At 66.2% G+C, this 25,306-nt stretch carries 19 protein-coding genes and 1 pseudogene; 6 read left to right on the top strand and 14 right to left on the bottom strand.

Annotated elements, in window-relative coordinates:
- Positions 1 to 95: 95 nt before the first annotated feature.
- Together hglS and ACVWZ5_RS05085 are read right to left on the bottom strand one after the other, a co-directional pair.
- The gene (hglS, locus tag ACVWZ5_RS05090; protein WP_457340448.1) at positions 96 to 1,481 is read right to left on the bottom strand and encodes a 2-oxoadipate dioxygenase/decarboxylase HglS; all 1,386 of its coding nucleotides are present in this window, start codon (positions 1,479 to 1,481) and stop codon (positions 96 to 98) included.
- A 140-nt stretch (positions 1,482 to 1,621) separates the two neighbouring features.
- Positions 1,622 to 2,512 carry a LysR family transcriptional regulator gene (locus ACVWZ5_RS05085; RefSeq protein WP_062572398.1) on the bottom strand — a complete coding sequence of 297 codons (891 nt, stop codon included), beginning with the start codon at positions 2,510 to 2,512 and terminating at the stop codon, positions 1,622 to 1,624.
- A 136-nt stretch (positions 2,513 to 2,648) separates the two neighbouring features.
- On the opposite strand from ACVWZ5_RS05085, the gene amaB reads away from it, so the two are divergent.
- Complete coding sequence (gene amaB / locus ACVWZ5_RS05080) at positions 2,649 to 4,139, top strand: L-piperidine-6-carboxylate dehydrogenase (protein ID WP_457340447.1); 1,491 nt, start codon at positions 2,649 to 2,651, stop codon at positions 4,137 to 4,139.
- Between the two features lie 148 nt (positions 4,140 to 4,287).
- On the top strand, positions 4,288 to 5,574 hold the full coding sequence (amaA, locus tag ACVWZ5_RS05075; RefSeq protein WP_197866825.1) for an L-pipecolate oxidase: 1,287 nt from the start codon (positions 4,288 to 4,290) through the stop codon (positions 5,572 to 5,574).
- Positions 5,575 to 5,609: 35 nt separating this feature from the next.
- Here the strand turns inward: amaA and ACVWZ5_RS05070 are convergent, their stop codons facing one another.
- Positions 5,610 to 7,037 (bottom strand): mechanosensitive ion channel family protein, encoded by a 1,428-nt coding sequence (locus ACVWZ5_RS05070; RefSeq protein ID WP_096048997.1) that lies wholly within the window; start codon positions 7,035 to 7,037, stop codon positions 5,610 to 5,612.
- Between the two features lie 303 nt (positions 7,038 to 7,340).
- On the opposite strand from ACVWZ5_RS05070, the gene ycaC reads away from it, so the two are divergent.
- The 3 genes from ycaC (at position 7,341) to ACVWZ5_RS05055 (ending at position 10,699) form a co-directional block, all read left to right on the top strand.
- Positions 7,341 to 7,970, top strand: coding sequence for an isochorismate family cysteine hydrolase YcaC (gene ycaC, locus ACVWZ5_RS05065; RefSeq protein WP_028688638.1), 630 nt, complete (start codon positions 7,341 to 7,343; stop codon positions 7,968 to 7,970).
- Between the two features lie 125 nt (positions 7,971 to 8,095).
- Positions 8,096 to 8,662, top strand: a complete 567-nt coding sequence (locus tag ACVWZ5_RS05060; RefSeq protein WP_082120339.1) for an antibiotic biosynthesis monooxygenase — start codon at positions 8,096 to 8,098, stop codon at positions 8,660 to 8,662.
- 66 nt (positions 8,663 to 8,728) lie between these two features.
- Positions 8,729 to 10,699 carry an amidohydrolase gene (locus ACVWZ5_RS05055; protein ID WP_084941014.1) on the top strand — a complete coding sequence of 657 codons (1,971 nt, stop codon included), beginning with the start codon at positions 8,729 to 8,731 and terminating at the stop codon, positions 10,697 to 10,699.
- Positions 10,700 to 10,777: 78 nt separating this feature from the next.
- Here ACVWZ5_RS05055 and ACVWZ5_RS05050 read toward each other — a convergent pair whose 3' ends face one another.
- Both ACVWZ5_RS05050 and ACVWZ5_RS05045 read right to left on the bottom strand, forming a co-directional pair.
- Positions 10,778 to 11,689: a LysR substrate-binding domain-containing protein gene (locus ACVWZ5_RS05050; protein ID WP_457340446.1), complete on the bottom strand. Its 912-nt coding sequence runs from the start codon at positions 11,687 to 11,689 to the stop codon at positions 10,778 to 10,780.
- Positions 11,690 to 11,779: 90 nt separating this feature from the next.
- Positions 11,780 to 12,063: pseudogene (locus ACVWZ5_RS05045) on the bottom strand (DUF6124 family protein).
- 492 nt (positions 12,064 to 12,555) lie between these two features.
- Here ACVWZ5_RS05045 and ACVWZ5_RS05040 point away from each other — a divergent pair.
- Positions 12,556 to 12,834 (top strand): HigA family addiction module antitoxin, encoded by a 279-nt coding sequence (locus ACVWZ5_RS05040; protein ID WP_062359945.1) that lies wholly within the window; start codon positions 12,556 to 12,558, stop codon positions 12,832 to 12,834.
- Between the two features lie 3 nt (positions 12,835 to 12,837).
- On the opposite strand, the gene ACVWZ5_RS05035 is transcribed toward ACVWZ5_RS05040, so the two are convergent.
- The 9 genes from ACVWZ5_RS05035 to mgtA all read right to left on the bottom strand — a co-directional run bounded on the left by ACVWZ5_RS05035 (position 12,838) and on the right by mgtA (position 25,306).
- Entirely contained in the window at positions 12,838 to 14,625 is a 1,788-nt protein-coding gene (locus tag ACVWZ5_RS05035) for a monovalent cation:proton antiporter-2 (CPA2) family protein (protein WP_062572405.1), read from the bottom strand.
- Positions 14,626 to 14,850: 225 nt separating this feature from the next.
- On the bottom strand, positions 14,851 to 15,867 hold the full coding sequence (locus tag ACVWZ5_RS05030; RefSeq protein WP_062572406.1) for an alpha/beta hydrolase: 1,017 nt from the start codon (positions 15,865 to 15,867) through the stop codon (positions 14,851 to 14,853).
- Positions 15,868 to 15,898: 31 nt separating this feature from the next.
- Positions 15,899 to 16,150, bottom strand: a complete 252-nt coding sequence (locus tag ACVWZ5_RS05025) for a DUF2790 domain-containing protein (protein ID WP_457340445.1) — start codon at positions 16,148 to 16,150, stop codon at positions 15,899 to 15,901.
- Positions 16,151 to 16,302: 152 nt separating this feature from the next.
- A complete protein-coding gene (locus tag ACVWZ5_RS05020; protein ID WP_336196320.1) occupies positions 16,303 to 17,790 on the bottom strand; it encodes a YifB family Mg chelatase-like AAA ATPase in 1,488 nt (495 codons plus the stop codon).
- Positions 17,791 to 17,947: 157 nt separating this feature from the next.
- Entirely contained in the window at positions 17,948 to 20,461 is a 2,514-nt protein-coding gene (locus tag ACVWZ5_RS05015; protein ID WP_457340444.1) for a TonB-dependent siderophore receptor, read from the bottom strand.
- An 81-nt stretch (positions 20,462 to 20,542) separates the two neighbouring features.
- Entirely contained in the window at positions 20,543 to 21,484 is a 942-nt protein-coding gene (locus ACVWZ5_RS05010; RefSeq protein ID WP_457340443.1) for a FecR domain-containing protein, read from the bottom strand.
- Entirely contained in the window at positions 21,481 to 21,963 is a 483-nt protein-coding gene (locus tag ACVWZ5_RS05005) for a sigma-70 family RNA polymerase sigma factor (protein WP_028688626.1), read from the bottom strand. The genes ACVWZ5_RS05010 and ACVWZ5_RS05005 overlap by 4 nt, the downstream gene beginning before the upstream one ends.
- Positions 21,964 to 22,224: 261 nt before the next feature.
- Positions 22,225 to 22,584, bottom strand: coding sequence for a DUF2493 domain-containing protein (locus ACVWZ5_RS05000; protein ID WP_028688625.1), 360 nt, complete (start codon positions 22,582 to 22,584; stop codon positions 22,225 to 22,227).
- Between the two features lie 10 nt (positions 22,585 to 22,594).
- Entirely contained in the window at positions 22,595 to 25,306 is a 2,712-nt protein-coding gene (gene mgtA, locus ACVWZ5_RS04995) for a magnesium-translocating P-type ATPase (RefSeq protein ID WP_062572429.1), read from the bottom strand.

The following is a 25,306-nucleotide window of genomic DNA, read 5'->3' as shown; positions in this document are numbered from 1 at the left end:
TTGAGCAAACAACATCATCGCGGGGCAAGCCCGCTCCCACGAGCGCACCAAGGCCTCCGTGGGAGCGGGCTTGCCCCGCGATAGCGATCGACGTTCTACATCGCCCCCAAGCCCAACGCCTGCGCACACGCCTGCAACGACCGGCGCTCGCTCTGCGCATACAGCACCAGCTCATCCTGCACCCGCAACCCCAGCGCCTGCTCGAAGGCCTCGCGGTTGGCGTTGCTGCCATAGTCGGCCTGCCCATCATCCCCCAGGTTGGACTGGAAGATCCCCGCCGCGCTCACCGGCAGGAAATCCTCGTACACCAGCGCCTCGAAATGCACGTGCCCGGCGTCGATCAACCCCTGCAGGGTGGTCGGGCGATCCTGTTGCCCGCGCTCGGCCAGGCCTTTCTCGGTGGCGAAGTAGCGGAAGTACGCCAATCCCTGCTCGCGCATCTGCCCCAGGTCATCCGGAAACTCGGCGAAGTGCTCCGCGAGCAGCGCCATATATCGCTCGGCATTGGCCTCCGCGGGCGCGCCGCCCAAGGCTTCACGGGTCGCATCCAGCAGCCGGTCGTACAGCTGGCGACCTTTGGGCGTCAGCGCCGCGCCGCGCTGTTCGATCTCGCCGAAGCGCGCCGTGTGGCTGCCCTGGGTATCGCTGAAGGCGACCTTCTCCTGCAGGGCTTTGAAGCTGGTCTGGCGCAGCAGGATCGGCTGGCGCCGGGTGGGCGGCCCCTCGACCACGGCCTTGGGCGGAATGCCCTTGGCCGGCATGCCGAGCTGGATCGCGTCGATGTCCAGGGTGCGCGGGGTCAGGTGGTTGATATGCGGGCCTTTGAACGCCACCACGTCGGCGATCAGCCGGTGCTGGTCGTGCAACTGCTGGTACTGCTCGGCGGTGACCGTGGCGTCCTGGTGCCAGCGGAAGGTGTGCAGCGCCTCCTGGACGAAGGTCTCGGCATCGCTCGCGTCCAGGCCGCCGTCGCGTTCGCATTGGGCGATCAGTTCGAGTACGCGGGGGGTGAAGATCTGCCGTTTATCCAGGATGCCCCGGGCCAGTGCGCGCAGTTGCGGGTTGTCGATCAGCTCCAGGCGCAACAGCGAGGTGAACACGCGGAACGGGCTGATGTGCAGCGACTGTTCGTGCACGGCGCGAAACGCGGTGGAGTGTACCGGTACGCCGGCCGAGCTCAGGTCATAGTAGCCGACCGGCTGCATGCCCATCACCGCGAACAGGCGGGCGATGGTAGCCAGTTCCTCGGCGGTGCCCACGCGGATGGCGCCGTGGCGTTCCTGGTCGAGGCGTTCGATCTCGCCGGTCCAGCGCAGGGCCTCGGCCACCTTGGGCTGTGCGGCCATGACCCGCTGGTTGGTCTCGCTCACCAGCTCGAGCAGCGTGCCGTACAGGGGGACTTCCTGCTTGTACATGAGCGACATGGCGGCAGAGAACTGCGCGCGGATGCTGTCGGGGCTGACGAAATCATGGGCGGGCATCGCAAGCTTCCTGGGTGAGTGGAGGACACTTACATGAAAACTGGGAATGGAGCTGGCGTACAAGCGAAAAAAAGTGCGGGTTTCATTCCATAATTGATCGACCTTGAGGACCATGGGGCCGCAAAGCGGCCCCGGCAATCTCAAGCCTGCAGTTGCTCGCCAACCCATTCCACCAACGCCCGCACCTTCGGCACTTCCGCCGCATGCTCGGCATACGCCAGGTAATGCGCGCCACTGCTCTTCATCGCATGGTCCCAGGCCAGCACCAGGCTGCCCTCGGCCAGCTCCCGGGCCACCAGGTAACGCGGTACCAGCGCCACCCCGCACCCCGCCTGCGCCGCGCCCAAGGCCATGTAGAAGGTGTCGAAGCGCGGCCCGTGGTAGCTGTTGTCGGTGTGCAGCCCTTGCTCCAGGAACCACGCGTGCCAGGCCTCCGGTCGTGAGGTGCTCTGCAGCAATACCAGCTCCGCCACCGCGCCCGCGTCAGGTAGTGTGCGGCCTTGCAACAGCTCCGGCGCGCACACCGGCACCACCTCTTCGCCGAACAGCTCGACACAGGTTGCACCGGGCCAGGTGCCCTGGCCATAGAAGAACACCACGTCGGCCGATCCCTGCAACAGGGAGAACGGCTCCATCTCGTTGCGGATATCCAGGTGGATATTAGGGTGGCGCTTGCCGAAGCCCTTCAGGTGCGGAATCAACCAGCGCACGCCGAAACTCGGTTGAGTGGCTACCTTCAATACTTCGGTCTGCGAGCCATAGCTCAGGACATAGCGGCTGGACATGTCCACCTGGGTAAGGATCTTGTTCACCTCGGCCAGGTACAGGCTGCCGGCGGGGGTCAGCTGCAGGCGTCGACGGATGCGCAGGAACAGGTGATGACGCAGCATCTCCTCGAGCTGCGCCACCTGCTTGCTCACCGCGCTCTGGGTCAGGTGCAGCTCCTCGGCGGCGCGGGTGAAGCTCAGGTGGCGGGCTGCGGCCTCGAAGCACTGCAGGGCGGTCATGGACGGAACCAGGCGTTTGGACATAAGCGGTCTCGGCGGCTGAAATCATTACCTGGCGGAATGATATGCGGAATAAAGGTCGTTTGTTGCACCTGTGTAATCGGATTAATACTGACCCACATCCTTTTCCACCCCTTCACACGATGAAAGGAGAAGCACAATGGTTGCTGCACTGCTCGAGCGTCTTGGCGTTGCCGCCGCGGCTCACACCCAGGGCGACTACCCTGTTCACACCCCGATTGACGGCAGCCGCATCGCCTCGGTGAAACTGCTCGGCAAGGCCGACACCATTGCCCGCATCGACCAGGCGCACCAGGCCTTCGAAACCTGGCGCAGCGTGCCGGCCCCACGTCGCGGCGAGCTGGTGCGCCTGTTCGGCGAGGTGCTGCGCGAACACAAGGCCGCCCTCGGCGAACTGGTCTCCATCGAAGCCGGCAAGATCACCCAGGAAGGCCTGGGCGAAGTGCAGGAAATGATCGACATCTGCGACTTCGCCGTCGGCCTGTCGCGCCAGCTGTACGGCCTGACCATCGCCTCCGAGCGTCCGGGCCACCACATGCGTGAAACCTGGCACCCGCTGGGCGTGGTCGGGGTGATCAGCGCCTTCAATTTCCCGGTGGCGGTATGGGCGTGGAACACCGCGCTGGCGCTGGTGGCCGGCAACGCCGTGGTGTGGAAGCCATCCGAGAAGACCCCGCTGACCGCCCTGGCTTGCCAGGCACTGTTCGACAAGGCCGTGAAGGCCTTCGGTGATGCGCCGGCTGGCCTGGCGCAACTGGTGATCGGTGGTCGCGAAGCCGGCGAAGCCCTGGTCGACGACCCACGCGTGCCGCTGGTCAGCGCCACCGGCAGTACGCGCATGGGTCGTGAAGTCGGCCCGCGTGTCGCGGCGCGATTCGGCCGCAGCATTCTCGAGCTGGGCGGCAACAACGCCATGATCCTGGCCCCGAGCGCCGATCTGGACCTGGCCGTGCGCGGCATCCTGTTCTCCGCCGTCGGCACCGCCGGCCAGCGCTGCACCACCCTGCGCCGTCTTATCGTTCACCGTTCGATCAAGGACGAAGTGGTCGCCCGCGTCAAAGCCGCCTACGGCAAGGTGCGCATCGGTGACCCGCGCAAGGACAACCTGGTCGGCCCGCTGATCGACAAGCAGTCGTTCGATGCCATGCAGGGCGCGCTGGCCAAGGCCCGCGACGAGGGTGGCCAGGTGTTCGGTGGCGAGCGCCAGCTGGCCGACCAGTACCCGAACGCCTACTACGTGTCGCCGGCCATTGCCGAGATGCCGGCCCAGAGCGACGTGGTCCGCCACGAGACCTTCGCGCCGATCCTCTACGTGCTGGCCTACGACGACTTCGAAGAGGCCCTGCGCCTGAACAACGAGGTGCCGCAAGGCCTGTCGTCGTGCATCTTTACCACCGACATTCGCGAGGCCGAGCGTTTCCAGAGCGCCTCGGGCAGCGATTGCGGCATCGCCAACGTCAACATCGGCACCAGCGGTGCTGAGATCGGCGGGGCGTTCGGGGGTGAGAAGGAGACCGGAGGCGGGCGTGAGTCCGGGTCGGATGCCTGGAAGGGCTACATGCGCCGGCAGACCAATACCGTGAACTACTCGCGTGAGTTGCCGCTGGCGCAGGGCATCGTGTTCGATTGATGATCGTGGGCGGGGGCTGACGCCCCCGAATCGCGACACAAGGCCGCTCCCACAGGGGCCGGCGCGATTCCTGTGGGAGCGGCCTTGTGTCGCGAAAGGGCTGCGAAGCGGCCCCAGAGGCAATAAGAACAATTGCTGGAGCCGGGCCATGTCCGAACTGCGTCAAGAATGTCTGTGGGAACACGTCACCCAGCCGACCGTCGCCGCCCAGGCCCTGGCCGGCGAGCACAAGGCCGATGTCTGCGTGATCGGCGGCGGCATCACCGGCCTGTCGGCGGCGATCCACCTGCTGGAGCAGGGCAAGTCGGTGATCCTGCTGGAAGCCTGGAAGATCGGCCACGGCGGCTCCGGGCGCAACGTCGGCCTGGTCAATGCCGGCACCTGGATCCGCCCCGACGACGTCGAGGCCACTCTCGGCCACAAGCAGGGCGCCCGCCTGAACAAGGTGCTCGGCGAGGCCCCGGGTGAAGTATTCGCCATGATCGAGCGCCTGGGTATCGACTGTCAGGCCCGGCACCAGGGCACCTTGCACATGGCGCACAACGCCACCGGCATCGCCGACCTCGAGGCCCGCCACCAGCAATGGACCCGGCGCGGCGCCGACGTCGAGCTGCTGACCGGCGCGCACTGCCAGGAATACTGCGGTACCGACAAGATTTCCGCCGCGCTGCTCGACCGCCGCGCCGGCACCATCAACCCCATGGGCTATACACAAGGCCTGGCCGCCGCCGTGAACCGGCTGGGCGGCAAGCTGTTCCAGCAGTCCTCGGTAGAGGGCCTGGAGCGTGATGGCGACGCCTGGCGAGTGAAGACCGCACGCGGCGCGGTGCGTGCCGACAAGGTGGTGATCTCCACCGGCGCCTACACCGAAGGCGACTGGAGCAACCTGCAGAAGCACTTCTTCCGCGGCTATTACTACCAGGTCGCCTCCAAGCCTCTGCATGGCGCCGCCGCCGACAAGGTCCTGCCCCATGGCCAGGGCTCGTGGGACACCCGCACCGTGCTCAGCAGCATCCGCCGTGACGACCAGGGCCGCCTGCTGCTCGGCAGCCTCGGCCGGGTCGACAACAAGCCGGCGTGGTTCGTGCGCAGTTGGGCCGACCGTATCCAGAGCCACTACTACCCGGCGCTGGGCAAGGTCGAGTGGGAGATGCACTGGACCGGCTGCATCGACTTCACCCCGGATCACTTGATGCGCCTGTTCGAACCGGCGCCGGGGCTGGTGGCGGTGACCGGCTACAACGGGCGCGGCAACACCACCGGCACGGTGATCGGCCGGGCGTTTGCCGAGTTCCTGCTCAAGGATGATCCGGACAGCCTGCCGATTCCATTCTCGCCGATGAGGCCGGTGAGCGCGCCGTCGCTGCGCACGGCGTTCTACGAGTCGGGGTTCTCGCTGTATCACGCAGGGCAGTGTCTGCGGGTGGTGTTGTAGGCACTGCCGCTCCTACAGGGGGTGGCGGTGCTTGGCTATTTGTGAAGCCAGCTCAGGAACCCACCTTTCTTCACCACCGCCGGTTTCTGCAGCAGCAGTGACTCGCGTTTCTGCCGACGGAACCGCTGCAGCTTGGTCAGCGCCGACTTCACATCACCACTCTCGGCCAGGCAACCGCGCACCTGTTCCTTGTCGATACGATAGAGCATGCAGCCGCTCAGGGCGCGGAACTCGACCGGCGAGGCCTCGTCGTCCACCAACCCCTCCAGCCCCAGTACCTCCCCAGGCCCCATGCGCCCGCCTTCGATCAGCCGCTCGCCGTCGCGTACCGAGGCCAGCACCACGCCCCGGCTGATCAGCAGCACATGCTCCGAGCGCTCGCCGATGCCCAGGATGACCTGGTCGGCCAGGTACTCCACCGTGGTCATGCGCTGGCTCAGGGCATCGCGCTCTTCGTTGCTCAGTGAGCGGAACACCCGCACTTCGTCCAGCAGTTCGCGCTGGCGACTGCGCACGGGGGCACCAAGCTCGGTGTTCCAGGTCACGCCGCTGGCCTCCAGGTGGCGGTGGGCCAGGTCGAACAGCTGGTTGCGCACCTCGGTCTTGCGCGACATCTCGGCGATGAAGCCGCTGGCCTCGTACTCCACCGACTCCAGGCTCGAAGCCTTCACCGTGACCTTGGGCGCCGGCTTGTCGAGCAGGATGCTGGTGCCCTGCAGGGTCTTTTCCAGCGCATCGAACACCCGCTGCGGACGCACCTTGGCCGGCACCACCACGCTGATCGACACCCCATGCACCTCGGCCGGGCGGCTGAAGTTGAGGATCTTGGCCTTGGCCGCGACTGAATTGGGGATGACCGCCAGGCTGCTGTTGCCGGTGATCAGGCGGGTGGCGCGCCAGTCGATGTCGACCACCTTGCCCTCGGTGCCGTCGATCGAGATCGAGTCACCGATCTGGTAGGGCCGCGTGGTGTTCAGCACGATGCCGGAGAACACGTCGGCGAGGGTGCTCTGCAACGCCAGGCCGATGACAATGGCCATCACCCCGGAGGTCGCCAGCAGGCCCTTGACTGGGAGTTGCATCACATAGGCCGCCGCCGCCACCGCCGCGACCAGGAAGATCAACGCCCCGACCACATCCTGCAGCAGGCGCCCTCCGTGGCTGCCGCGTGCCACCAGCAGCAGGCCGAACACCACCGTCACCGTGCGCGCGGCGAACAGCCACCAGCCGATCGCCAGCACCGTGGCCATCAGGTTGCGCGGCACATCGTCGGCCCAGGGCGGCGGTTGCAGCGGGCTCATGCCCGCCGTCAGCAGCACCGTGCTGAACACCAGGAAGCACACCAGCCGTGTGGCGATGCGCCAAGCCCGGTGGTGCAGCGGAATCAACTGCCAGAGCAGCAGGTCGAGCAGGATCAGCAAGGTGCCGAGCAACAGCGGGTATGACTGGATGAACGCCAGCATGGTGGTCTCGGTGCGGGGGAGGGCTGTGGGTAGTAATAGAGCAGGTTGGGGTAGCGGGCAATGGCTGTCTGCGGGTATCGCAATCGCGGGGCAAGCCCGCTCCCACGCACGCCATGTCGCCGACGTGGGAGCGGGCTTGTCCCGCGATAAGGCCAGAACAGGTGGCGCCTATCCATCGTTCGCAAAATAGAACGCTACGGCCAAATTTCGCTATCTACCGCCACAAAGGTTCCGGTTTTAATCTTCTCCCATCAACGCGAAACATCCACCCCACTGAAGATCGAAACCCAAGGAGCACCGGCAATGAACAACTTCAAATACAACCGCCTGAACAAAGACGACGCCGCCGTACTGCTGGTCGACCACCAGGCCGGCCTGCTGTCCCTGGTCCGCGACATCGAGCCGGACCGCTTCAAGAACAACGTGCTGGCCCTGGCCGACCTTGCCAAGTACTTCAACCTGCCGACCATCCTCACCACCAGCTTCGAGCAAGGCCCCAACGGCCCGCTGGTGCCGGAGCTGAAAGAGCTGTTCCCGGATGCCCCGTACATCGCCCGCCCAGGCCAGATCAACGCCTGGGACAACGAAGACTTCGTCAAGGCAGTGAAGGCCACCGGCAAGAAACAGCTGATTATCGCCGGCGTGGTGACCGAAGTGTGCGTGGCCTTCCCGGCGCTGGCGGCCCTGGAAGAGGAGTTCGAGGTGTTCGTGGTCACCGATGCTTCCGGCACCTTCAACGAAATGACCCGCGATGCCGCCCACAACCGCATGAGCCAGGCCGGCGCGCAGCTGATGACCTGGTTCGGCGTGGCCTGTGAGCTGCACCGCGACTGGCGCAACGACGTCGAAGGTCTGGCAGCGCTGTTCTCCAACCACATCCCGGACTACCGCAACCTGATCACCAGCTACAACGCCCTGACCGCCGGCAAGTAAGCCGCCGCCAGCCTGGCACCCGCAAGGGCGATGGTGCCAGGCAAGGCAGCACACCCATCCAATCCAGCGCTCGTCTGCTGTTGCACAGTGGATGCAGGCCAGCTCATCTCGAGGGAATGACAGCGATGAACACCGCAACCGAAGGCAACCGCAGCGTCGTCACGCTGGTGATCCAGCACAAGGTCCGTGCCCAGGCGCTGGCGCACTACGAAACCTGGCTCAAGCGCGCCGTGACTACCGCTCGTCAACAGCCCGGTCATCTGGACGTCAATGTCATCCGCCCGGACGACGGCGGCCGCCACTTCACCACCGTGGTGCGCTTCGCCGACGCCGGCCTGCTGCAGGCCTGGGTCAACTCTGCCGAGCGCCAGGCACTGATCAGTGAAGTGCTGCCACTGCTGGAAGACGGCGACCAGACCCAGGTGCACGATGACCCGGAGTTCTGGTTCACCCCGCCCAGCGTCGGCGCCGCGCAACCGCCGCGCTGGAAACAGGCCCTGCTGACCTACCTGGTGATCTGCCCGATGACCCTGGTCATTCCCCAACTGCTGGCGCCGCTGTTTGCCCGCTATCCGCTGCTGGGTGGCCAGATCACCGGCAACTTGATCACCAACCTGTTCGTCATCCTGCCCGTGGTGTTCTACATCATGCCCTGGGTGACGCGCCGCTGTGCCGGCTGGTTGCGCCGCTGAGCGCCCGCCGTGATCCATTGCTAGCCTTCAACCGCCTGCCGATCACCCACCCGGACGGAGAGCACCATGAGCCAGGACCCTACCGATCAGAGCCGCCGCAAGTTCCTCGCCACCAGCACCGTGCTCGGTGCCGCCGGCGCGCTGTGGAGCGCATTGCCGTTCACCGATTCCGCCCATGCCGCCCTTTCAGGAGATCCCATGAACGCCGACCTCATCTTGTTCAATGGCAAGTTGCACACCGTTGACCGCGAGAAACCCACCGCTAGCGCCGTCGCCATCAAGGACGGCAAGTTCCTTGCCGTGGGCAGCGACGCCGAAGCCATGGCCCACAAGGGGACCGCAACGCAGATCATCGATCTCAAGCAGCGCACGGTGATCCCCGGCTTGAACGACTCGCACCTGCACCTGATCCGCGGTGGCCTGAACTACAACCTCGAACTGCGCTGGGAAGGCGTGCCGTCGCTGGCCGACGCCCTGCGCATGCTCAAGGACCAGGCCGAGCGCACGCCGACCCCGCAGTGGGTGCGCGTGGTCGGCGGCTGGAACGAGTTCCAGTTCGCCGAGAAACGCATGCCCACGCTGGAAGAGATCAACCAGGCTGCGCCGGACACCCCGGTGTTCCTGCTGCACCTCTACGACCGTGCGCTGCTCAACCGCGCCGCGCTCAGGGCGGTGGGCTACACCAAGGACACGCCCAATCCCCCAGGCGGCGAGATCCAGCGCGACAAGTTCGGCAATCCCACCGGCATGCTCATCGCCCGGCCCAACGCCACCATTCTCTATGCCACCCTGGCCAAGGGGCCGAAGCTGCCGCTGGAGTACCAGGTCAACTCCACCCGCCAGTTCATGCGCGAGCTCAACCGCCTCGGCCTGACCAGCGCGATCGATGCCGGCGGCGGCTACCAGAACTACCCGGACGACTACCAGGTGATCCAGGAGCTGGCCAACAACGACCAGTTGACCGTGCGCATTGCCTACAACCTGTTCACCCAGAAGCCCAAGGAAGAACTGGCTGACTTCAAGAACTGGACGCAGAAGGTGAAGCCCGGCGACGGCAACGACTTCTTCCGCCACAACGGTGCCGGCGAAATGCTGGTGTTCTCCGCCGCCGACTTCGAGGACTTCCTGGAGCCGCGCCCGGACCTGCCGCAGACCATGGAGCAGGAGCTGGAGCCGGTGGTGCGTCACCTGGTCGAGCAGCGCTGGCCGTTCCGCCTGCACGCCACCTACGACGAGTCGATCTCGCGCATGCTCGATGTGTTCGAGAAGGTCAACCGCGACATCCCGTTCAATGGCCTGCCATGGTTCTTCGACCATGCCGAAACCATCACCCCGCAGAACATCGAGCGGGTCCGGGCATTGGGCGGTGGCATCGCCATCCAGGACCGCATGGCCTTCCAGGGTGAGTATTTCGTCGAGCGTTATGGCGCCAAGGCCGCCGAACACACCCCGCCGATCAAACGCATGCTCGACATGGGCGTGCCGGTGGGGGCGGGGACAGATGCTACCCGGGTCTCCAGCTACAACCCGTGGACTTCGCTGTACTGGATGGTCAGCGGCAAGACCGTCGGCGGGCTGGAACTGTATCCGCAAGGCCTGAGCCGCGAGACCGCGCTGCAGCTGTTCACCCATGGCAGCGCCTGGTTCTCCAGCGAGCAGGGCAAGAAGGGGCAGATCAAGGTCGGCCAGCTGGCCGACCTGGCGGCGCTGTCGCTGGACTTCTTCAGCGTCGATGAAGAGGCGATCAAGGGCATCGAGTCGGTGCTGACCATTGTCGATGGCAAGGTGGTGTACGGTGCTGCCGAGTTCGACAAGCTTGGCCCTGCGCAGGTGCCGGTGTTGCCGGAGTGGTCGCCCGTGGCCAAGGTGCCGGGGCACTGGCGCGCCGGAGCGCCGATGGCGGCGGCGCTGCACCAGTGCGTCGGGCCGTGCGGGGTGCATGCCCACAGCCATGAGAAGGCGCGGCATTCCAGTGTGCCGGTGAGCGATTACCAGGGCTTCTGGGGTGCGTTGGGTTGTTCCTGCTTCGCGTTCTGATGGCCTGATCGCGGGGCAAGCCCGCTCCCACCGAGACTACAGGGCTTCGTGGGAGCGGGCTGGCCCCGCGATGGCGTACTACGCCATGTCGCTGATGGCGAACTCCTCCGCCAGATGATCGATCAACGACCGCACCGACGGCAGCAACCCGCGCCGCGACGGGAAGATCGCATGCACGATGCCGCAACGCGGATGCCAGCCTGGCAGCATCTCCACCAGCCGCCCCGCCGCCAGGTCCTCGCGCACCGCCACCCTGGGCAGGTGCGCGATCCCCACGCCCGCCACCACGAAATGCCGCAGCGCGAACAGGTCGTCGGTGACCATCCGTGGTTTGTGCGGGATCACCAGGCTGCGGCTCATGTCCTCACCCTGGAACAGCTCCCACTGGTATTCACGCTGGGCGCCGCCCCAATGGACGCTGGGTAGCTCGCTGAGCTGCTGCGGATCAAAGCCTTGCGCAAGCTGTTCGAGAAACGACGGGTGGCCGACCAGGCACTGGGTGCTGTTGCTCAGCACCCTCATCACCATGTCGGTGTTCTCCAGCGGCGGGAAACGCACCCGCAGTGCCACGTCAAAGCCCTCATGCAGCAGGTCGACGCGGCGGTTGGTGCTCTCGATGAACAGCTCCACCTGCGGGTACTTGAGCATGTAGCGGGTCAGCATCGGCCCGACCCAGGAGTTGAGCAGGGTGGTCGGGCAACTGATGCGCACCAGCCCGCGTGGCTCGCTACGGTTGCGCTCGATGATCTCGGCGGCGCCCTCGGCTTCCACGCGCATGGCCAGGCAGCGGTTGTAGTAGGCCTGGCCGATCTCGGTCAGCGAGCAGTGCCGGCTGGTGCGGTGCAGCAGGCGCACGCCGAGGCGCTCCTCCAGGTCGGCGATGCGCCGGCTGAGCTTGGACTTGGGCATGTCCAGCGCCCGCCCGGCCGGGGCGAAGCCACCGTGCTCGACCACCTGGGTGAAGTAGTAGAGGGAGTTGAGGTCTTCCAAGGGGCGATCTCCGCAGCGCGCCGGGGACAATGGCTCGCAGTCTACCGGGCGATGGTCGCCCTTATCCAACTCCCTTCAAGCCAATGTTGCTCAGGACGACTCGATTCCCTCCAGCATTGCCTCCGTCAGGCCTTCGGCCATCTCGATGCCATGCAGGCTGGCCCACAACAGGCTCCTGCCGGTTTCATCCATATGCTCCAGCGCCTTGTAGCCGACGTTGTAGGCACTGCGCAGGTACTCGGCGACATGCACCAGGGCGTCGTGGGCGTTGATATTGGGGTTGACCGCGAACAGCGGTGGGTGGCCGGCGTCGCATTTGCCGAAGGGGTGGTGGCGGGTGTCGGGGAGGGGGGGTCGGGGACGATTTTTTTCATGGTCAAACTCCGATAGAAATTGACCGGCACCGTCCGTTTCCACGCGAAGGGTGGCGGCTGTACACGGGGTGGAAACCCAGGTTATCGGAGAACCCCGGCAGGCCTTGTGGCCTCCCGCGTACAGCTGCCGTTACGACAGATAATCCGATAACCAACCAGCCGGGTTTCCACGCCCGATCGCTGAACCGACAGCGACCCGGTCAGCCTAGAGGGCATGATTTTCCCGGACAATCAGAAGGGTATCGACAGACTTTGTAGGGTATTTCTTGGGCTGCAGGCTGCCCAATAGGAAAGGTTTTCAGATCACGTAGGACATGGCTGAGTTCGGCAGATTCGAGCGTTTTTTGAACACGTTCCTTCGAGCTTGTCGGAAGCTTCTCGGTTGATCTGCACTGCCGCTGTTGTATGGTTTCAGGCGAGCGCGAAACCAGTTGCTATCCAGTGGCGAGAACTGGCGTAGCAGCCCCAAGATTCCAAGGTGAAGTGACAACCATGCACAACCCACCCCACCCCGGCGAAGCCCTGCGCGAAGACGTACTGCCCGCCATCGGCATGAACGTCTCTTCCCTGGCCCGCCACCTTGGCTATTCACGTGGTCAGTTATCCACAGTGCTCAACGGCCATGCAGCCATTTCAGCCGACCTGGCCTATCGCCTCGAACTGGCCGGTCTTGGCAGTGCCCGGCAGTATCTGGCCGAGCAGGCGGCTTACGACCTGTGGCAGGCCGCGCACCGCGAGCATCCACCCATCGAGCGGCTGGCGTTCGCCTGAGCGTCAGTCCTCATCCGACGCAAACAACCGCTCCAGCTCCACCCGCGCCTCCTTGGCCGTCTGCATCACCTTGGCCCGGTCGTCGCGCACATGCCCCTGGGCCTCCAGCACCTGCTCGTCGTGCTCGGTGAAGCGGGCAATGCGATCCGCCGCCTGCGCTTCCGTCAGCCCCAGCCCGACCAGCGCCCGCCGGCTCATTTCCAGGCTGGAATGGAAGGTCTCGCGAATCGGCTCGGCGCCCACGTCCACCAGCTTGTGCACATGCTGGCGGTTGCGCGCCCGGGCGATGACCTTCAGGTGCGGGTACAGGCGCTTGACCCGCTCCGCGGTGCGGGTCGCGGCCTCGGGGTCGTCGATGGTGATGATCACGTACTCGGCTTCGTCGACCTTTGCCGCATGCAGCACCTCGGTACGCGACGGATCGCCGTAGAACACCGGCACCTGCTCGAACATGCGGGTCATCTCGATGGTGTCCACCGAGGTTTCCAGGGCGACGAAGGGGATCTTCTGCGCCCGCAGGATGCGCGCCACGATCTGGCCCATGCGGCCCATGCCGACGATCACCACCCGTGGCGTGCCGGCGTCGATCTGCTTGTATTGCTCAGGTACTTCCCGGGCGGGTTGCGGACGCTTGAGGGCGCGGGCGCAGCCGATCATCAGCAGCGGGGTGAGGGCCATCGACAGGGTGATGGTCATCAGCAGCAGGTCGTAGGTCAGGGTGTCGAACAGGCCCTGGTCCTTGCCCAGCTTGAACACCACGAAGGCAAATTCGCCACCGGCCGCCAGCACCATGCCCAGGCGCAGGGCGCTGGCGCTGTTGAGGCCCCCGGCGATGCGGCCGACGCCGATCAGCAGCAGCAGTTTCACCGCGATCAACAGCACGGTCATGCCCAGCAGCACCAGCGGCATCTCCAGCAGCAGGCGCAGGTTGGCGCCCATGCCGACGCTGATGAAGAACAGCCCCAGCAGCAGGCCCTTGAACGGCTCGATCTGCGATTCCAACTCGTGGCGGTACTCGGAGTCGGCCAGCAACAGGCCGGCGAGGAAGGCGCCCAGGGCCATGGAAATACCGGCTTCCTCCATCAGCCAGGCAGTGCCGATCACCACCAGCAGTGCGGTGGCGGTGGACACCTCCGGCAAGCCGGTGCGGGCAACGGTGCGAAACAGCGGGCGCAGCAGGTAGCGGCCGCCGACGATAACGATGGCAATGCTGGCGAAAACCTTCAGGCCATGTTCGAAGCTGTCGCCGTGGCTGGTGTCCGGGCCGCTGGCGGCCAGCAGCGGCACCAGGGCGATCAGCGGGATTGCGGCGATGTCCTGGAACAGCAGGATGGCGAAGGCCAGGCGGCCGTGGGGCGCGTTGAGCTGCTTGCTCTCGGCCAGGCTCTGCAGGCCCAGGGCGGTGGACGACAGCGCCAGGCCCAGGCCGAGCACGATGGCCGCCGGCAGGCTTTGGCTGAAACCGAACAGGGCGATGGCGCCGAGCGCCGCGCCGGTCAGCACCACCTGCGCGGTGCCGACGCCGAACACTGACTTGCGCATCAGCCACAGGCGCCGGGGCGACAGCTCCAGGCCGATGATGAACAGCAGCAACACCACGCCCAGCTCGGAGATGTGCGCGACGCTCTCGGTGTCGCGGATCAGTCCCAGGGCCTGCGGGCCGATGGCCACGCCGGCCAGCAGGTAGCCGAGCACGGCGCCCAGTTGCAGGCGCTTGGCCAGGGGCACGGCGACCACGGCGGCGAGGAGGAAGATGACGGCGGTTTGTAGAAGGCTGCCTTCGTGTGGCATTGCTCGGACTCCTTGAACTGCGTGCGGCAGCGTTTGATGCAACAGCTTATGTCATCGATGAAAGAGGCGGGCATTTTCGGGTGGGGAGCGAAACAGGACAATCCTGGGGTTACAGGAAGCAGCGTTCTGAAAGTAGGACCTTTGCTGAATCCATCGCGGGGCAAGCCCGCTCGCACGCAAGGTAACTGACCTTCGTGGGAGCGGGCTTGCCCCGCGATCAACTGCTTACTGCAGATGGTCTTTCAGCGCCTGCGCCGCCTGGTCCATGGCACTGCGCACACTGGGCACGGTGCTCAGTACATTGAGCAGGCCGTAGTCATGGATCAGGCCGTTGTAGCGCACGGCGGTCACCGGTACCCCGGCGGCGTCCAGCTTGCGGGCATAGGCTTCGCCTTCGTCGCGCAGCACGTCCATCTCGGCGGTCTGCACCAGGGCCGGCGGCAGGCCTTTCAGCTGCTCGAGGCTGGCGCGCAGCGGCGAGGCGTGGATATCGTCGCGCTGGCGCGGGTCGGTGGTGTAGTTGTTCCAGAACCACTGCATCATGTTGCGGGTCAGGAAGTGGCCTTCGGCGAACTGGTTATACGACCCGTTGTTGAAGTTGGCGTCGGTCACCGGCCACAGCAGGGCCTGGAAGCGCAGCTTGGGCGTGCCGGCCTCCTTGGCCTTGATCGCCACCACTGCGGCCATGTTGCCGCCGACGCTGTTGCCGGCCACCGCCAGGCGGCTGCCGTCCACGCCGATCTCCTTGCCGTGCTCGGCGACCCAGCGGGTGGCGGCATAGGCCTGGTTGATCGCGGTGGGGAACCTGGCTTCCGGTGAGGGCGTGTAGTCGACGTAGACCGCCGCGGCACCAGAGCCCACTACCAGGTCACGGATCAGGCGTTCGTGGGTGGGGTAGTCGCCCAGCACCCAGCCGCCGCCGTGGAAGAACATGAACACTGGCAGTTCACCCTTGGCGCCTTCGGGCCGCACCACGCGGATCTCCAGCGGCTGACCATCGGCCTGGATGGTCCGGCGTTCGACGCGGATCCCCGACAGGTCGACCTTCACCCCGGCCTGGGCACCGCTCAACACCGCACGGGCATCCTTGGGCGCGAGGGTTTCCAGCGGCTTGCCGCCACCTGTGGCCAGGGCCTCGAGGAAGCCCTGGGTGGTGTGCTCGACGCCAGGGCTGCCGGCGGCGAAGGCGCTGTTCACGGCGAGGGCCAGCAGGCCGGCGGTCAGGGTGCGGGACAGTTTCATGTTCTAGCTCCTTCAGGGGTCGAGTCGTGGCTCAGTTCTGGTTGGCGAGGACGGTGGGTTGCACGTAGCTCACGGCGCGCAGCTGGCCGCTGCTGTCGCGGTAGGTCAGGGTGGCGGTGCTGGCCTGGCCCTGGGCGCTGGTGGGTGCATCGATGCTGATGACCTTGGCGATGTCCAGCTCCATGCCGTAGTGGTACGGGGTGGCTTCGCTGGCGAAGCTGCCGGCGCTGGTGCCGAGGGCCAGAGTGGTGACGGTGAGGGCGAAGGCTTTGCGAAGGGTCATGATCGTTCTCCGGGTTCTGCTGAGTGGGGTTGGCGACTGCTTGCTGCTTGAGATGAATACTGCGCGCAAATATTTAGTGCGCAAAATATATTTCCGCTATGGCGCTGATTGAGTGCGTCTTGGCAAGCTTCTGTGGGAGCGGACGGGCAGCCTCAGGCGCTGGGTCGGTACTGCAACGCTTCCGCCAGGTGCGCCCTGGCGATGGATTGCGCGCCCTCCAGGTCCGCCAGCGTGCGGGCGACCTTCAGCAGCCGGTGCGCCGCCCGCAACGACAGTGTCAGCCGTTCGCAGGCCTGCTCCAGCCAGGCCTGGTCAACCGGCTCCAGCGGGCAATGCCGACGCAGCCCCTTGAGGTCGAGGAAGGCGTTGGCGCAGCCCTGCCGGCGCTGCTGCAGCGCCCGTGCCTCGGCCACTCTCCGGCCAACGCTGGCGCTGGTCTCGCCACTGGGCTGGTGGGTCAGTACGGTACTTTCCCGGGCTACCGTCAGGTGCAGGTCGATACGGTCGAGCAGCGGGCCGGACAGCTTGTTGCGGTAGCGCTGGACCTGCTCGCTGCTGCACCGGCAGCGGCCGGTGGGGTCGCCCAGGTAGCCACAGGGGCAGGGGTTCATGGCCGCCACCAGCTGGAAGCGCGCTGGGAAGCGCACCCGATCCTTGGCCCGGGCCACCACGATCTCGCCGGACTCCAGCGGTTCGCGCAGCACCTCCAGCACTCGCCGTTCGAACTCGGGCAGCTCGTCGAGAAACAGCACGCCATGGTGCGCCAGGGTGATCTCGCCGGGTTGCGGCCGGCTGCCGCCGCCGACCAGCGCCGGGCCTGAGGCCGAATGGTGCGGATGGCGGAACGGCCGCTGTGGCCAGCTATCGAGCGGGGCGTGGCCGCTGACCGAGCGGATCGCCGCCACCTCCAGTGCCTCGCGCTCGTCCAGCGGCGGCAGCAGCCCGGGCAGACGACTGGCAAGCAAGGTCTTGCCAGTGCCCGGGGGACCTGTGAACAACAGGTTGTGCGCACCGGCCGCGGCTACCAGCAGGGCGCGCTTGGCCGCGATCTGGCCCTGGACTTCGCTGAGGTCCGGATAGGGGCGTTGCTCCAGCAGCAGGCCATTGGCCGCGTAGGGAGACAGCGCGGGCTGGCCGTTCAGGTGGGCCACCAGCTCGCGCAGGTGCCCCATCGCATACACCACCAGGCCGCTGGCCAGGCTGGCCTCCTCGGCATTCTCCCGTGGCACCACCAGCGCCCGACCCGCATCCCGGGCCGCCAATGCCGCAGGCAGCACGCCCTGTACCGGGCGCAAGGCGCCCGACAGGGCCAGCTCACCCAGGCATTCGATACCGTCGAGGGTGGCCACCGGCACCTGGCCATTGGCGGCGAGGATGCCCAGGGCGATGGCCAGGTCGTAGCGGCCACCGTCCTTGGGCAGGTCGGCGGGGGCGAGGCTCTGGGTGATGCGCCGGGCCGGGTAGTCCAGGCCGGAGTTGACGATGGCGCTGCGTACCCGGTCCTTGCTCTCCTTGACCGTGGTTTCCGGCAGGCCGACCAGGGTAAGCGTGGGCAGGCCGTTGGCCAGGTGGGTTTCGACGCTGACGGCGGGGGCCTGCACACCCACCTGGGCGCGGCTGTGGACGAGGGCGAGGGACATGGGCACTCCGTGTTTGCGTGTAAGGGGCCGCGTCCTGCGGCCCGGCAAAGCTTAGTGGTGCTCCTGGGGAGGCGGACGAGAAGAGTGCATCGAGTTTTGTCCGGCCCGCCTCCATGGCTGTCGGCACCTGCCTGGTTTCATGAGGCAGGTCGCGCACTCATTCGAACACGCCGCGCAAGGTCAGCACGAAGTTGCGCGGCTCGCCGTAGTAGTTGCCGTACTCGGACGTGCCGACGCTGGCGTAGTACTTGCGGTCGAACAGGTTGTTGCCGTTCAGGGCCAGGGTCCAGTGATCGTCGACCTTATACTCGACCATGGCGTCGTAGACCGCGTAGCCGCTCTGGCTGAAATCGAACGGAGTTTCACCCACGGTGTTCCAGTTGGCGTCGAAGCGGTAGGCCTTGCCTTCGACGTAGCTGGCGCTCTGGGCGGTTACCCCGGCGCCGACGCGCCATGCCGACCAGTCGCCCGGCAGGGTGTAGACCGACCAGAGCTTGAACAGGTGCTTGGGCGTGACGGTGGTGTACAGCGTGTCCTCGCTCTTGTCGTCCATCAGGTTGAGGGTATAGCCGGCGATTACATCCCAGCCCGGCAGGACTTCGCCGGTGGCCTCCAGGTCGATACCCTTGCTGACCACCTTGCCCTGGCCGATGAAGCAGCAGGAGGCGCTGTAGCTGAACGGTGTGTCGGGGTAGGCGGGGTCCTTGATCGCCTGGTGTTCACGCTTGGTGTAGAACAGCGCGGCGCTGAGGTTGAGCGCGCCATCGAACAGCTCGCCCTTGATCCCGGTCTCGTAGGTCTTGCCGGTCATCGGGTCGAGGGAGGTGCCGGACTTTTCCGGGCCCTTGAGTTTCTGCGCCTGGGGTTTGTAGATCTCGGCGTAGCTGACGTAGGTCGACCACTGGTCGTCGAGCGCGTAGATCAGGCCACCGAATGGCACCAGGGTGGTCGGCTCGCTGTGCGAGACCTTGTCCTGGCGAGCCCAGTCCCCGGAGCCGTCGCGGTTGCGCGTGGCGTAGGCCTGCTCGAAGGTATAGCGCTGGGCGCGGGCGCCGATCACCAGCTTGAGCGGGTCGGTCAGCTGCAGGCGCAGGGTGGAGTAGAGACCGTACTGCTTGCGCTTGTTGGGGTAGTAGTCGCGGTAGAAGGCATGATTGGTGGCCTCGGTCGGCAACGGTGTCGACTGCGGGTCCCACAGGTCGATCATGCCGCCCAGGCCGACCTTGCCCTGGGCCGCGCGCCAGCGGCTGGTGACCTCCTGGTAGTCGCCACCCACCAGCAGTTCGTGTTGGCGGCCGAAGGCGTCGAAGGTGCCGGAGAGGTTGACGTCGAACACCGACTGCTTGCTCCAGCTGGAGACATAGCTGCCCCACCAGTAGGGGCCGGTATTGCTGTTCTCGTCAACGGAGCCATAGGGGATCACGCCTTCGGTGGAGCCTTCGTTGTACGAATAGGTGTAGGAGGTGTTGAGCTTCCAGTCATCGGAGAAGCGATGGTCGAGCTTGGCGAACAGCTCGCGGGTGTAGCTGTCGTTCCAGGCGCTGTTGGTGGTGTACCAGGTGTGCCGCGGCAGTTTCAGGTCGCCGCCGGTGCTGTAGCGCGGCAGGCCGTCGCCCACGCCGTTTTCATGGACCTTGTCGTAGCTGCCGCCGAAAGTGAGCATGGTGTCGTCGCTGACGTCGGCCTCGAGCACACCATAGAAAAACGGCCGTTCGGTGCTGCGGTTGTCGAAGAAGTACTGGCGGTCCTGGTAGGCGACCACCATCCGTCCACGCAGCTTGCCGTCGAAGGCCAGGGGACCTGTGACATCCACTTCGCTGCGGTAGTTGTCCCACGAGCCCGCCGAGGCTTCGAGCTTGAGCTGGTAGTGATCGAGCGGGCGCTTGCGCACCAGGTTGACGATGCCGCCCGGGTTGCCGGTGCCGCCGAGCAGGCCGCTGGCGCCGCGCAGCACTTCGACATGGTCATAGGCGGCCAGGTCGTACTTGCGCTGGCTGTAGAAGGTGCCCAGGCCGTTGCCGATGTCCATCGGTGCCGTGCCGTCGATCTGCAGGTTGTCGATCGCAAAGCCACGGGAGATGAATTCCTGGGTGTTGAAATTGACGTTGCGCAGGGTGATGCCGGGGGTGAATTTCATCGCGTCGTCAAGGCTGACCATGCGCCGGTCCTCGATCAGCTGGCGGCTGACCACCGATACCGACTGCGGGGTGTCCTTCAGGCTTGTCGGGGTCTTCGAACCGACGCTCACCAGCCCGGTGGTGTAGGAGCGCGTGCCCTCGGTGGCCTGGCCCATGCCTTGACCCTGAACCTGCGTGCTGCCGAGTTCCAGGGCGCCGCCACCGCTGGCGGCGAGCTGCAGCGCCCAGCTGCCGTCGGCGGCCTGCACGGCCTTGAGCCCGGTACCTTCGAGCATCAGGTACAACGCCATGTCGGTGGGCAACTGGCCGCGCACCGGCCTGGCCTGCTTGCCCTGCACCAGCTGCGGGTCGTACGGCAGGCTGATGTCGGCCTGCTCGGCGAAGCGGTTGAGTGCTTCGGCCAGTGGTGCGGCGGGCAGGTCGTAACGGCGCAGCGGCTGTTCGGCCAGCACGGGGTGGGCCAGGCCGATGCCGGCGCCAAGTAGCAGGGCCTGGGCGAGCAAGGTGGGGCGGTAGCGGGACAGCAGATCCATCGAAAGCTCCTGGGAATTGGCAGGTGTTTTTCCTGTTTGTCGAAGGAGCGGGGAAAACCCGTAAACGAGAATCGATTTTCTTTACGCCGGAAGGATGCGCACCCACAACGCGGTGCGCCATTGCAGGCGCACCGGCCAGGTGTGGGCCAGGCTGCGCAGGGCATTGTCGGTGTCGTCGAGCTGGAACACCCCGGAAACACGCAGGCCGGCCACCGCCGGGTCGTAGCCGACCCAGCCTTCGCGCTGGCGGGCCAGGGTATCGGCCAGTTCGGCCAGGGGCATGTCGTTGGCGATCAGCAGGCCACGGGTCCAGGCCGAGCCCAGGGCCTGGGGCTTGGCCAGGGGCTGCGCGCCATGGTGGTCGATGCGGTACTGCTCGCCGGCCTTGGCCAGTTGCTGGGCTCGCCCGGGCACCTGGATCGCGACCTGGCCCTGGTCGATGGCCAGGCGCGTGTTGCCGCGCGCCTGGCAGACATCGAACGCCGCGTCGAACGTCCACAGGCTGGCCTCGGCGCTGGTCACACACAGGGGGCGTTGCCGGGTGTCGCCCTGCACGCGGACATAGACCTGCCCTTCAAGCAGTTCGACCCGGCGTTCGGTCGCGCTGAAGCGCACGTTGACCGCGCTGCGGCTGTTGAGCTGCAGCTCGCTGCCATCGGCCAGCTGGACATGGCGGCGTTCTGCGGTACGGGTGCTGTAGTCGGCCAGGCTCAGGCGCCAGGGTGAGTGTTGCAGTGCCGTACCGCTGAGGCCCAGCCCCAGCAGGCCGAGGGTGAGCAGCTTGAGGGCCTGCCGGCGATCCGCCCGCTCGGGCGCCGTCAACGCACGCAGGGCAACGCCCTCGGGCAGCTCGCGGGCCTGGCTGAAGCAGGCCTGGGCTTCCTGTAGGGCCTGCCAGGTGGCTTCATGGCGCGGGTCGCTCTGGCGCCAGACCAGGCAGGCGGCACAGAGTGCCGGCGCATGCTGCGCCGACTCGAGCCTGACCAGCCAGCCGATGGCCTGGTCGAGCACGTCTTCGCTCATGGTTCCAGCCTTGCCAGGTAGCAGTGGCGGATGGCCTTGACCATGTACTTCTCGACACTGCTCAGGCTGATCCCCAGGTGATGGGCGATTTCCTGGTAGCTCATGCCTTCCAGGCGCGACAGCAGGAAGGCCATGCGCACCTTCGCCGGCAGGCCATCGAGCATGGCGTCGATCTGCATCAGCGTCTGGAGCAGGATCAGCTGGCGCTCGGCCGAGGGCGCCTCGGGCTCCGGCAGGCTGGCCAGCGCCTGCAAGTACGCGATCTCCAGCTTGTGCCGGCGCTGGCGGTCGATCATCAATCCTTTGGCCACGCTGCTGAGCCAGGCCCGCGGTTGGCGCAGCGTCGGGATCAGCTCCGGCCGGCCGAGCAGTTGCACGAAGGTGTCGTGGGCCAGGTCGGCGGCGTTGTCGGCATGTTGCAGGCGTCGCCGCAGCCAGCCCAGCAGCCAGGCGTGGTGATCCTGGTACAGCGCATCCATGGCCTGGCGCGGCGGCGGAAGTGAGGGTGAGGGCACGACGAGCCTCTCCTGCAAAAGGAATGAGCGAGATGCAGATGGGAATCGCTCTCAATCCTACGGGGTTTGCAGTCGTGTGCTCAAGAGGTAGTCAGTCCTTTGTGGGCTTGTCCCGCGAGGCAATCACCGCGTTGCATGGCACCGGCATTGCCGGTGTTCGCGGGGCAAGCCCGCTCCCACGTGTACAGTCCTGGCTCCCAGAGCGAGAGGGTGCCGATCGTCAGGTCAGTGTGACCGTGGCTGCCTGCCACAGATCACCGGAATCCCCGAACCCCGCGCCCGTGCCAGCAGTTCCTCGGTGTCGTCCCCGCCCGGCAGCGCCAGCACCAGGTCGGGCCGGCTGTCGCGCAGCATGAAGACGTTGCGCAGGCGCTCGGCCAGCTTGCCGTGCAGTTGCCAGTTGGGCGGGTAGCGCACGATGTCGGCGCCCTGCTCGCGGGCCCAGCCTTCGATCTCGCCGCCCAGGTGCTGGCTGCCGCCGTGGATCAGCACCCGGATCGGTTGCTGGCGCTGGAGGGCGTCCAGCGCCTGGCGGCAGCGTTGGCTGTCGGCGTAGTTGCGCCCCGCGCAGATCAGTACGCGCATGCCCACCTCCTCAGAACCACTGGCCGAAGCGGCGGATGTACAGGGTCTTCATGCCCTGGGCCACCAGGCAGTAGCCCAGCAGGGTGGCGGCCAGCCACGGGAAGTATTCCCACGGCAGCGGCACCAGCCCGACCATCGCCCCCAGCGGCGAGAACGGGATGTAGATGCCCAGGCACATCACCAGGCCGGTGGCCAGGATCACCGGTAGCGCCGCGGTGCTCTGGAAGAACGGCACCTTGCGGGTGCGCAGCATGTGCACCACCAGCGTTTGCGACAGCAACCCCTCGATGAACCAGCCGGACTGGAACAGCGCCTGCATTTCCACGCTGTTGGCGGCGAACACGTACCACATCAGGGCGAAGGTGGTGATGTCGAAGATCGACGAAGTGGGGCCGATCCACAGCATGAAACGGCCGATGTTGCGGGCATCCCACTTGCGTGGCTCGCGCAGGAATTCCTTGTCCATGCGATCCCACGGCAGCGACAGCTGGGAGAAGTCGTACATCAGGTTCTGCAGCAGCAGGTGGATCGCCAGCATCGGCATGAACGGGATGAACGCGCTGGCCACCAGCACCGAGAACACGTTGCCGAAGTTGGAGCTGGCGGTCATGCACAGGTACTTCATGATGTTGCCGAAGGTTTCGCGGCCCTTGAGCACGCCTTCTTCCAGCACCATCAGGCTTTTTTCCAGGAGGATGATGTCGGCCGATTCCTTGGCGATGTCGGTGCCGCTGTCCACCGAGATGCCCACGTCGGCATCGCGCAGCGCCGGGGCGTCGTTGATGCCGTCGCCGAGGAAGCCCACGGTGTGGCCGTTGGCCTGCAGCGCCTTGAGCACCCGCGACTTCTGCAACGGGGTGAGCTTGGCGAACACCGTGCGCTCTTCGACCAGGGCCTTGAGCTGGGTGTCGTCCAGGCGCTCGATGTCCTGGCCGAGCAGCGGCTGGCCAGGTTCCAGGCCAACTTCGCGGCAAACCTTGCAGGTCACCACCGGGTTGTCGCCGGTCAGCACCTTGACCTTCACCCCCATCTCGCGCAGGGCAGCGATGGCCGGGCCGGCGGTTTCCTTGGGTGGATCGAGGAAGGTCAGGAAGCCGCGGATCACCAGCTCGCGCTCGTCATCGGTGTGGTACTGGGGCTTGCCAGCGGCAGCCGGAATGTCGCGGGTGCCAACCAGCAGCACGCGGAAGCCTTCCTGGTTGTAGGCGCTGGCGGTATCCAGCAGTTGCTGGCGTCGCCCGGCATCCAGGACGACCCGCTGGCCGCCTTCTTCGACATGGGTGGCGATGGCCAGTATTTCCTCGACGGCGCCCTTGCTCACCAGCAGGTGATCGCCCAGGGCATCCTTGACGATTACCGACAGGCGCCGGCGGATGAAGTCGAAGGGCAGTTCGTCGACCTTGGCGTAGGCATAGGGTGGCTGGAAGCCTTGGTCTTCGCCGGCAAAACGCAGCACGGCCTGGTCCATCAGGTTCTTCACGCCGCTCTGGTGGTGGCTGTTGAGCCAGGCCAGTTCCAGCAGGCGCGGGTCCTTGTGGCCGCTGGGGTCGACGTGGTGCTCGAGGATGATACGGTCCTGGGTCAGGGTGCCGGTCTTGTCGGTGCACAGCACGTCCATCGAACCGAAGTTCTGGATGGCGTTCAGGCGCTTGACCACCACCTTGCGCCGGGCCATGGCCACGGCGCCCTTGGCCAGGTTGGCGCTGACGATCATCGGCAGCATTTCCGGGGTCAGGCCCACGGCCACGGCCAGGGCGAACAGGAAGGCGTCGCTCCAGTCGCCCTTGACCACGCCGTTGAGCATGAACACCACCGGTACCATCACCAGCATGAAGCGGATCAACAGGCGGCTGACGCTGTTCACGCCACGGTCGAAGGCGGTCTGGCTGCGCGAGCCGACGATGGCCTTGGCCAGCGAACCGAAGTAGGTGCGCTTGCCGGTGGCCACCACCACGGCGCGGGCGCGGCCGCTGACGACGTTGGTACCCATGAAGCCGATGTTGGGCAGATCCAGCAGGCCGCTTTCATCGTTGGCGCTGTCGGCGGCGGACTTCTGCGCGACGTGACCGAGGGTGTCGTACTTCTCCACCGGCAGCGCTTCGCCGGTCAGCACGGCCTGGCTGATGAACAGGTCGCGGGACTCGATCAGGCGGATATCGGCGGGGATCATGTCGCCAGCGGCCAGTTGCACGATATCGCCGGCCACCAGTTCGTTCATCGGCACTTCGCGCAGGCGCGCCGGCTGGTCATGGCGCTCGCGGCGCAGCACGGTGGCGGTGGTGCGGACCATGGCCTTGAGCGCATCGGCGGCCTTGCCCGAGCGGTACTCCTGCCAGAAGCGCAGCAGGCTGCTGAGGCTGACCATGGTCATGATGATGATGACCTTGGTCAGGTCCGCTTCTTCCAGGTCGCCTGCGCGTACCGGCAGCCAGTAGTCGGTGACGAAGCTGATGCCGGCGAGGGTGAGCAGCACGTAGATGAAGGGGTTGTGCAGGGCCTTGAGCAGTTGCACCAGGGCCGGTTGCGGCTTGTCATGGGCAACCTGGTTGGCGCCGTCGCGCTGCAGGCGCTTGGCGGCTTCGTGCTCGGTCAGGCCCAGCTCGCTGGCGTCGAGGTTGGCCAGGGTCACGGCCAGGCCGTTGCGTGCCTCGCGGGCGGCGCGCATGGACAGGCGGGCATCGTCGCCGGCTTTGCTGCGGGTGTTGCGGTCTTTTACGGTCAT

This window comes from Pseudomonas sp. TE6283, assembly GCF_054060555.1.
The sequence above is the reverse complement of the archived record's forward strand: the minus strand, read 5'-3'. Positions and strand labels throughout refer to the sequence as shown.

Bases quoted from the DNA above. Each gene is read 5' to 3' on its own strand.
- hglS (WP_457340448.1), bottom strand. From the start codon at position 1,481: ATGCCCGCCCATGATTTCGTCAGCCCCGACAGCATCCGCGCGCAGTTC.
- ACVWZ5_RS05085 (WP_062572398.1), bottom strand. From the start codon at position 2,512: ATGTCCAAACGCCTGGTTCCGTCCATGACCGCCCTGCAGTGCTTCGAG.
- amaB (WP_457340447.1), top strand. From the start codon at position 2,649: ATGGTTGCTGCACTGCTCGAGCGTCTTGGCGTTGCCGCCGCGGCTCAC.
- amaA (WP_197866825.1), top strand. From the start codon at position 4,288: ATGTCCGAACTGCGTCAAGAATGTCTGTGGGAACACGTCACCCAGCCG.
- ACVWZ5_RS05070 (WP_096048997.1), bottom strand. From the start codon at position 7,037: ATGCTGGCGTTCATCCAGTCATACCCGCTGTTGCTCGGCACCTTGCTG.
- ycaC (WP_028688638.1), top strand. From the start codon at position 7,341: ATGAACAACTTCAAATACAACCGCCTGAACAAAGACGACGCCGCCGTA.
- ACVWZ5_RS05060 (WP_082120339.1), top strand. From the start codon at position 8,096: ATGAACACCGCAACCGAAGGCAACCGCAGCGTCGTCACGCTGGTGATC.
- ACVWZ5_RS05055 (WP_084941014.1), top strand. From the start codon at position 8,729: ATGAGCCAGGACCCTACCGATCAGAGCCGCCGCAAGTTCCTCGCCACC.
- ACVWZ5_RS05040 (WP_062359945.1), top strand. From the start codon at position 12,556: ATGCACAACCCACCCCACCCCGGCGAAGCCCTGCGCGAAGACGTACTG.
- ACVWZ5_RS05035 (WP_062572405.1), bottom strand. From the start codon at position 14,625: ATGCCACACGAAGGCAGCCTTCTACAAACCGCCGTCATCTTCCTCCTC.
- ACVWZ5_RS05030 (WP_062572406.1), bottom strand. From the start codon at position 15,867: ATGAAACTGTCCCGCACCCTGACCGCCGGCCTGCTGGCCCTCGCCGTG.
- ACVWZ5_RS05025 (WP_457340445.1), bottom strand. From the start codon at position 16,150: ATGACCCTTCGCAAAGCCTTCGCCCTCACCGTCACCACTCTGGCCCTC.
- ACVWZ5_RS05020 (WP_336196320.1), bottom strand. From the start codon at position 17,790: ATGTCCCTCGCCCTCGTCCACAGCCGCGCCCAGGTGGGTGTGCAGGCC.
- ACVWZ5_RS05015 (WP_457340444.1), bottom strand. From the start codon at position 20,461: ATGGATCTGCTGTCCCGCTACCGCCCCACCTTGCTCGCCCAGGCCCTG.
- ACVWZ5_RS05010 (WP_457340443.1), bottom strand. From the start codon at position 21,484: ATGAGCGAAGACGTGCTCGACCAGGCCATCGGCTGGCTGGTCAGGCTC.
- ACVWZ5_RS05005 (WP_028688626.1), bottom strand. From the start codon at position 21,963: ATGGATGCGCTGTACCAGGATCACCACGCCTGGCTGCTGGGCTGGCTG.
- ACVWZ5_RS05000 (WP_028688625.1), bottom strand. From the start codon at position 22,584: ATGCGCGTACTGATCTGCGCGGGGCGCAACTACGCCGACAGCCAACGC.
- mgtA (WP_062572429.1), bottom strand. From the start codon at position 25,306: ATGACCGTAAAAGACCGCAACACCCGCAGCAAAGCCGGCGACGATGCC.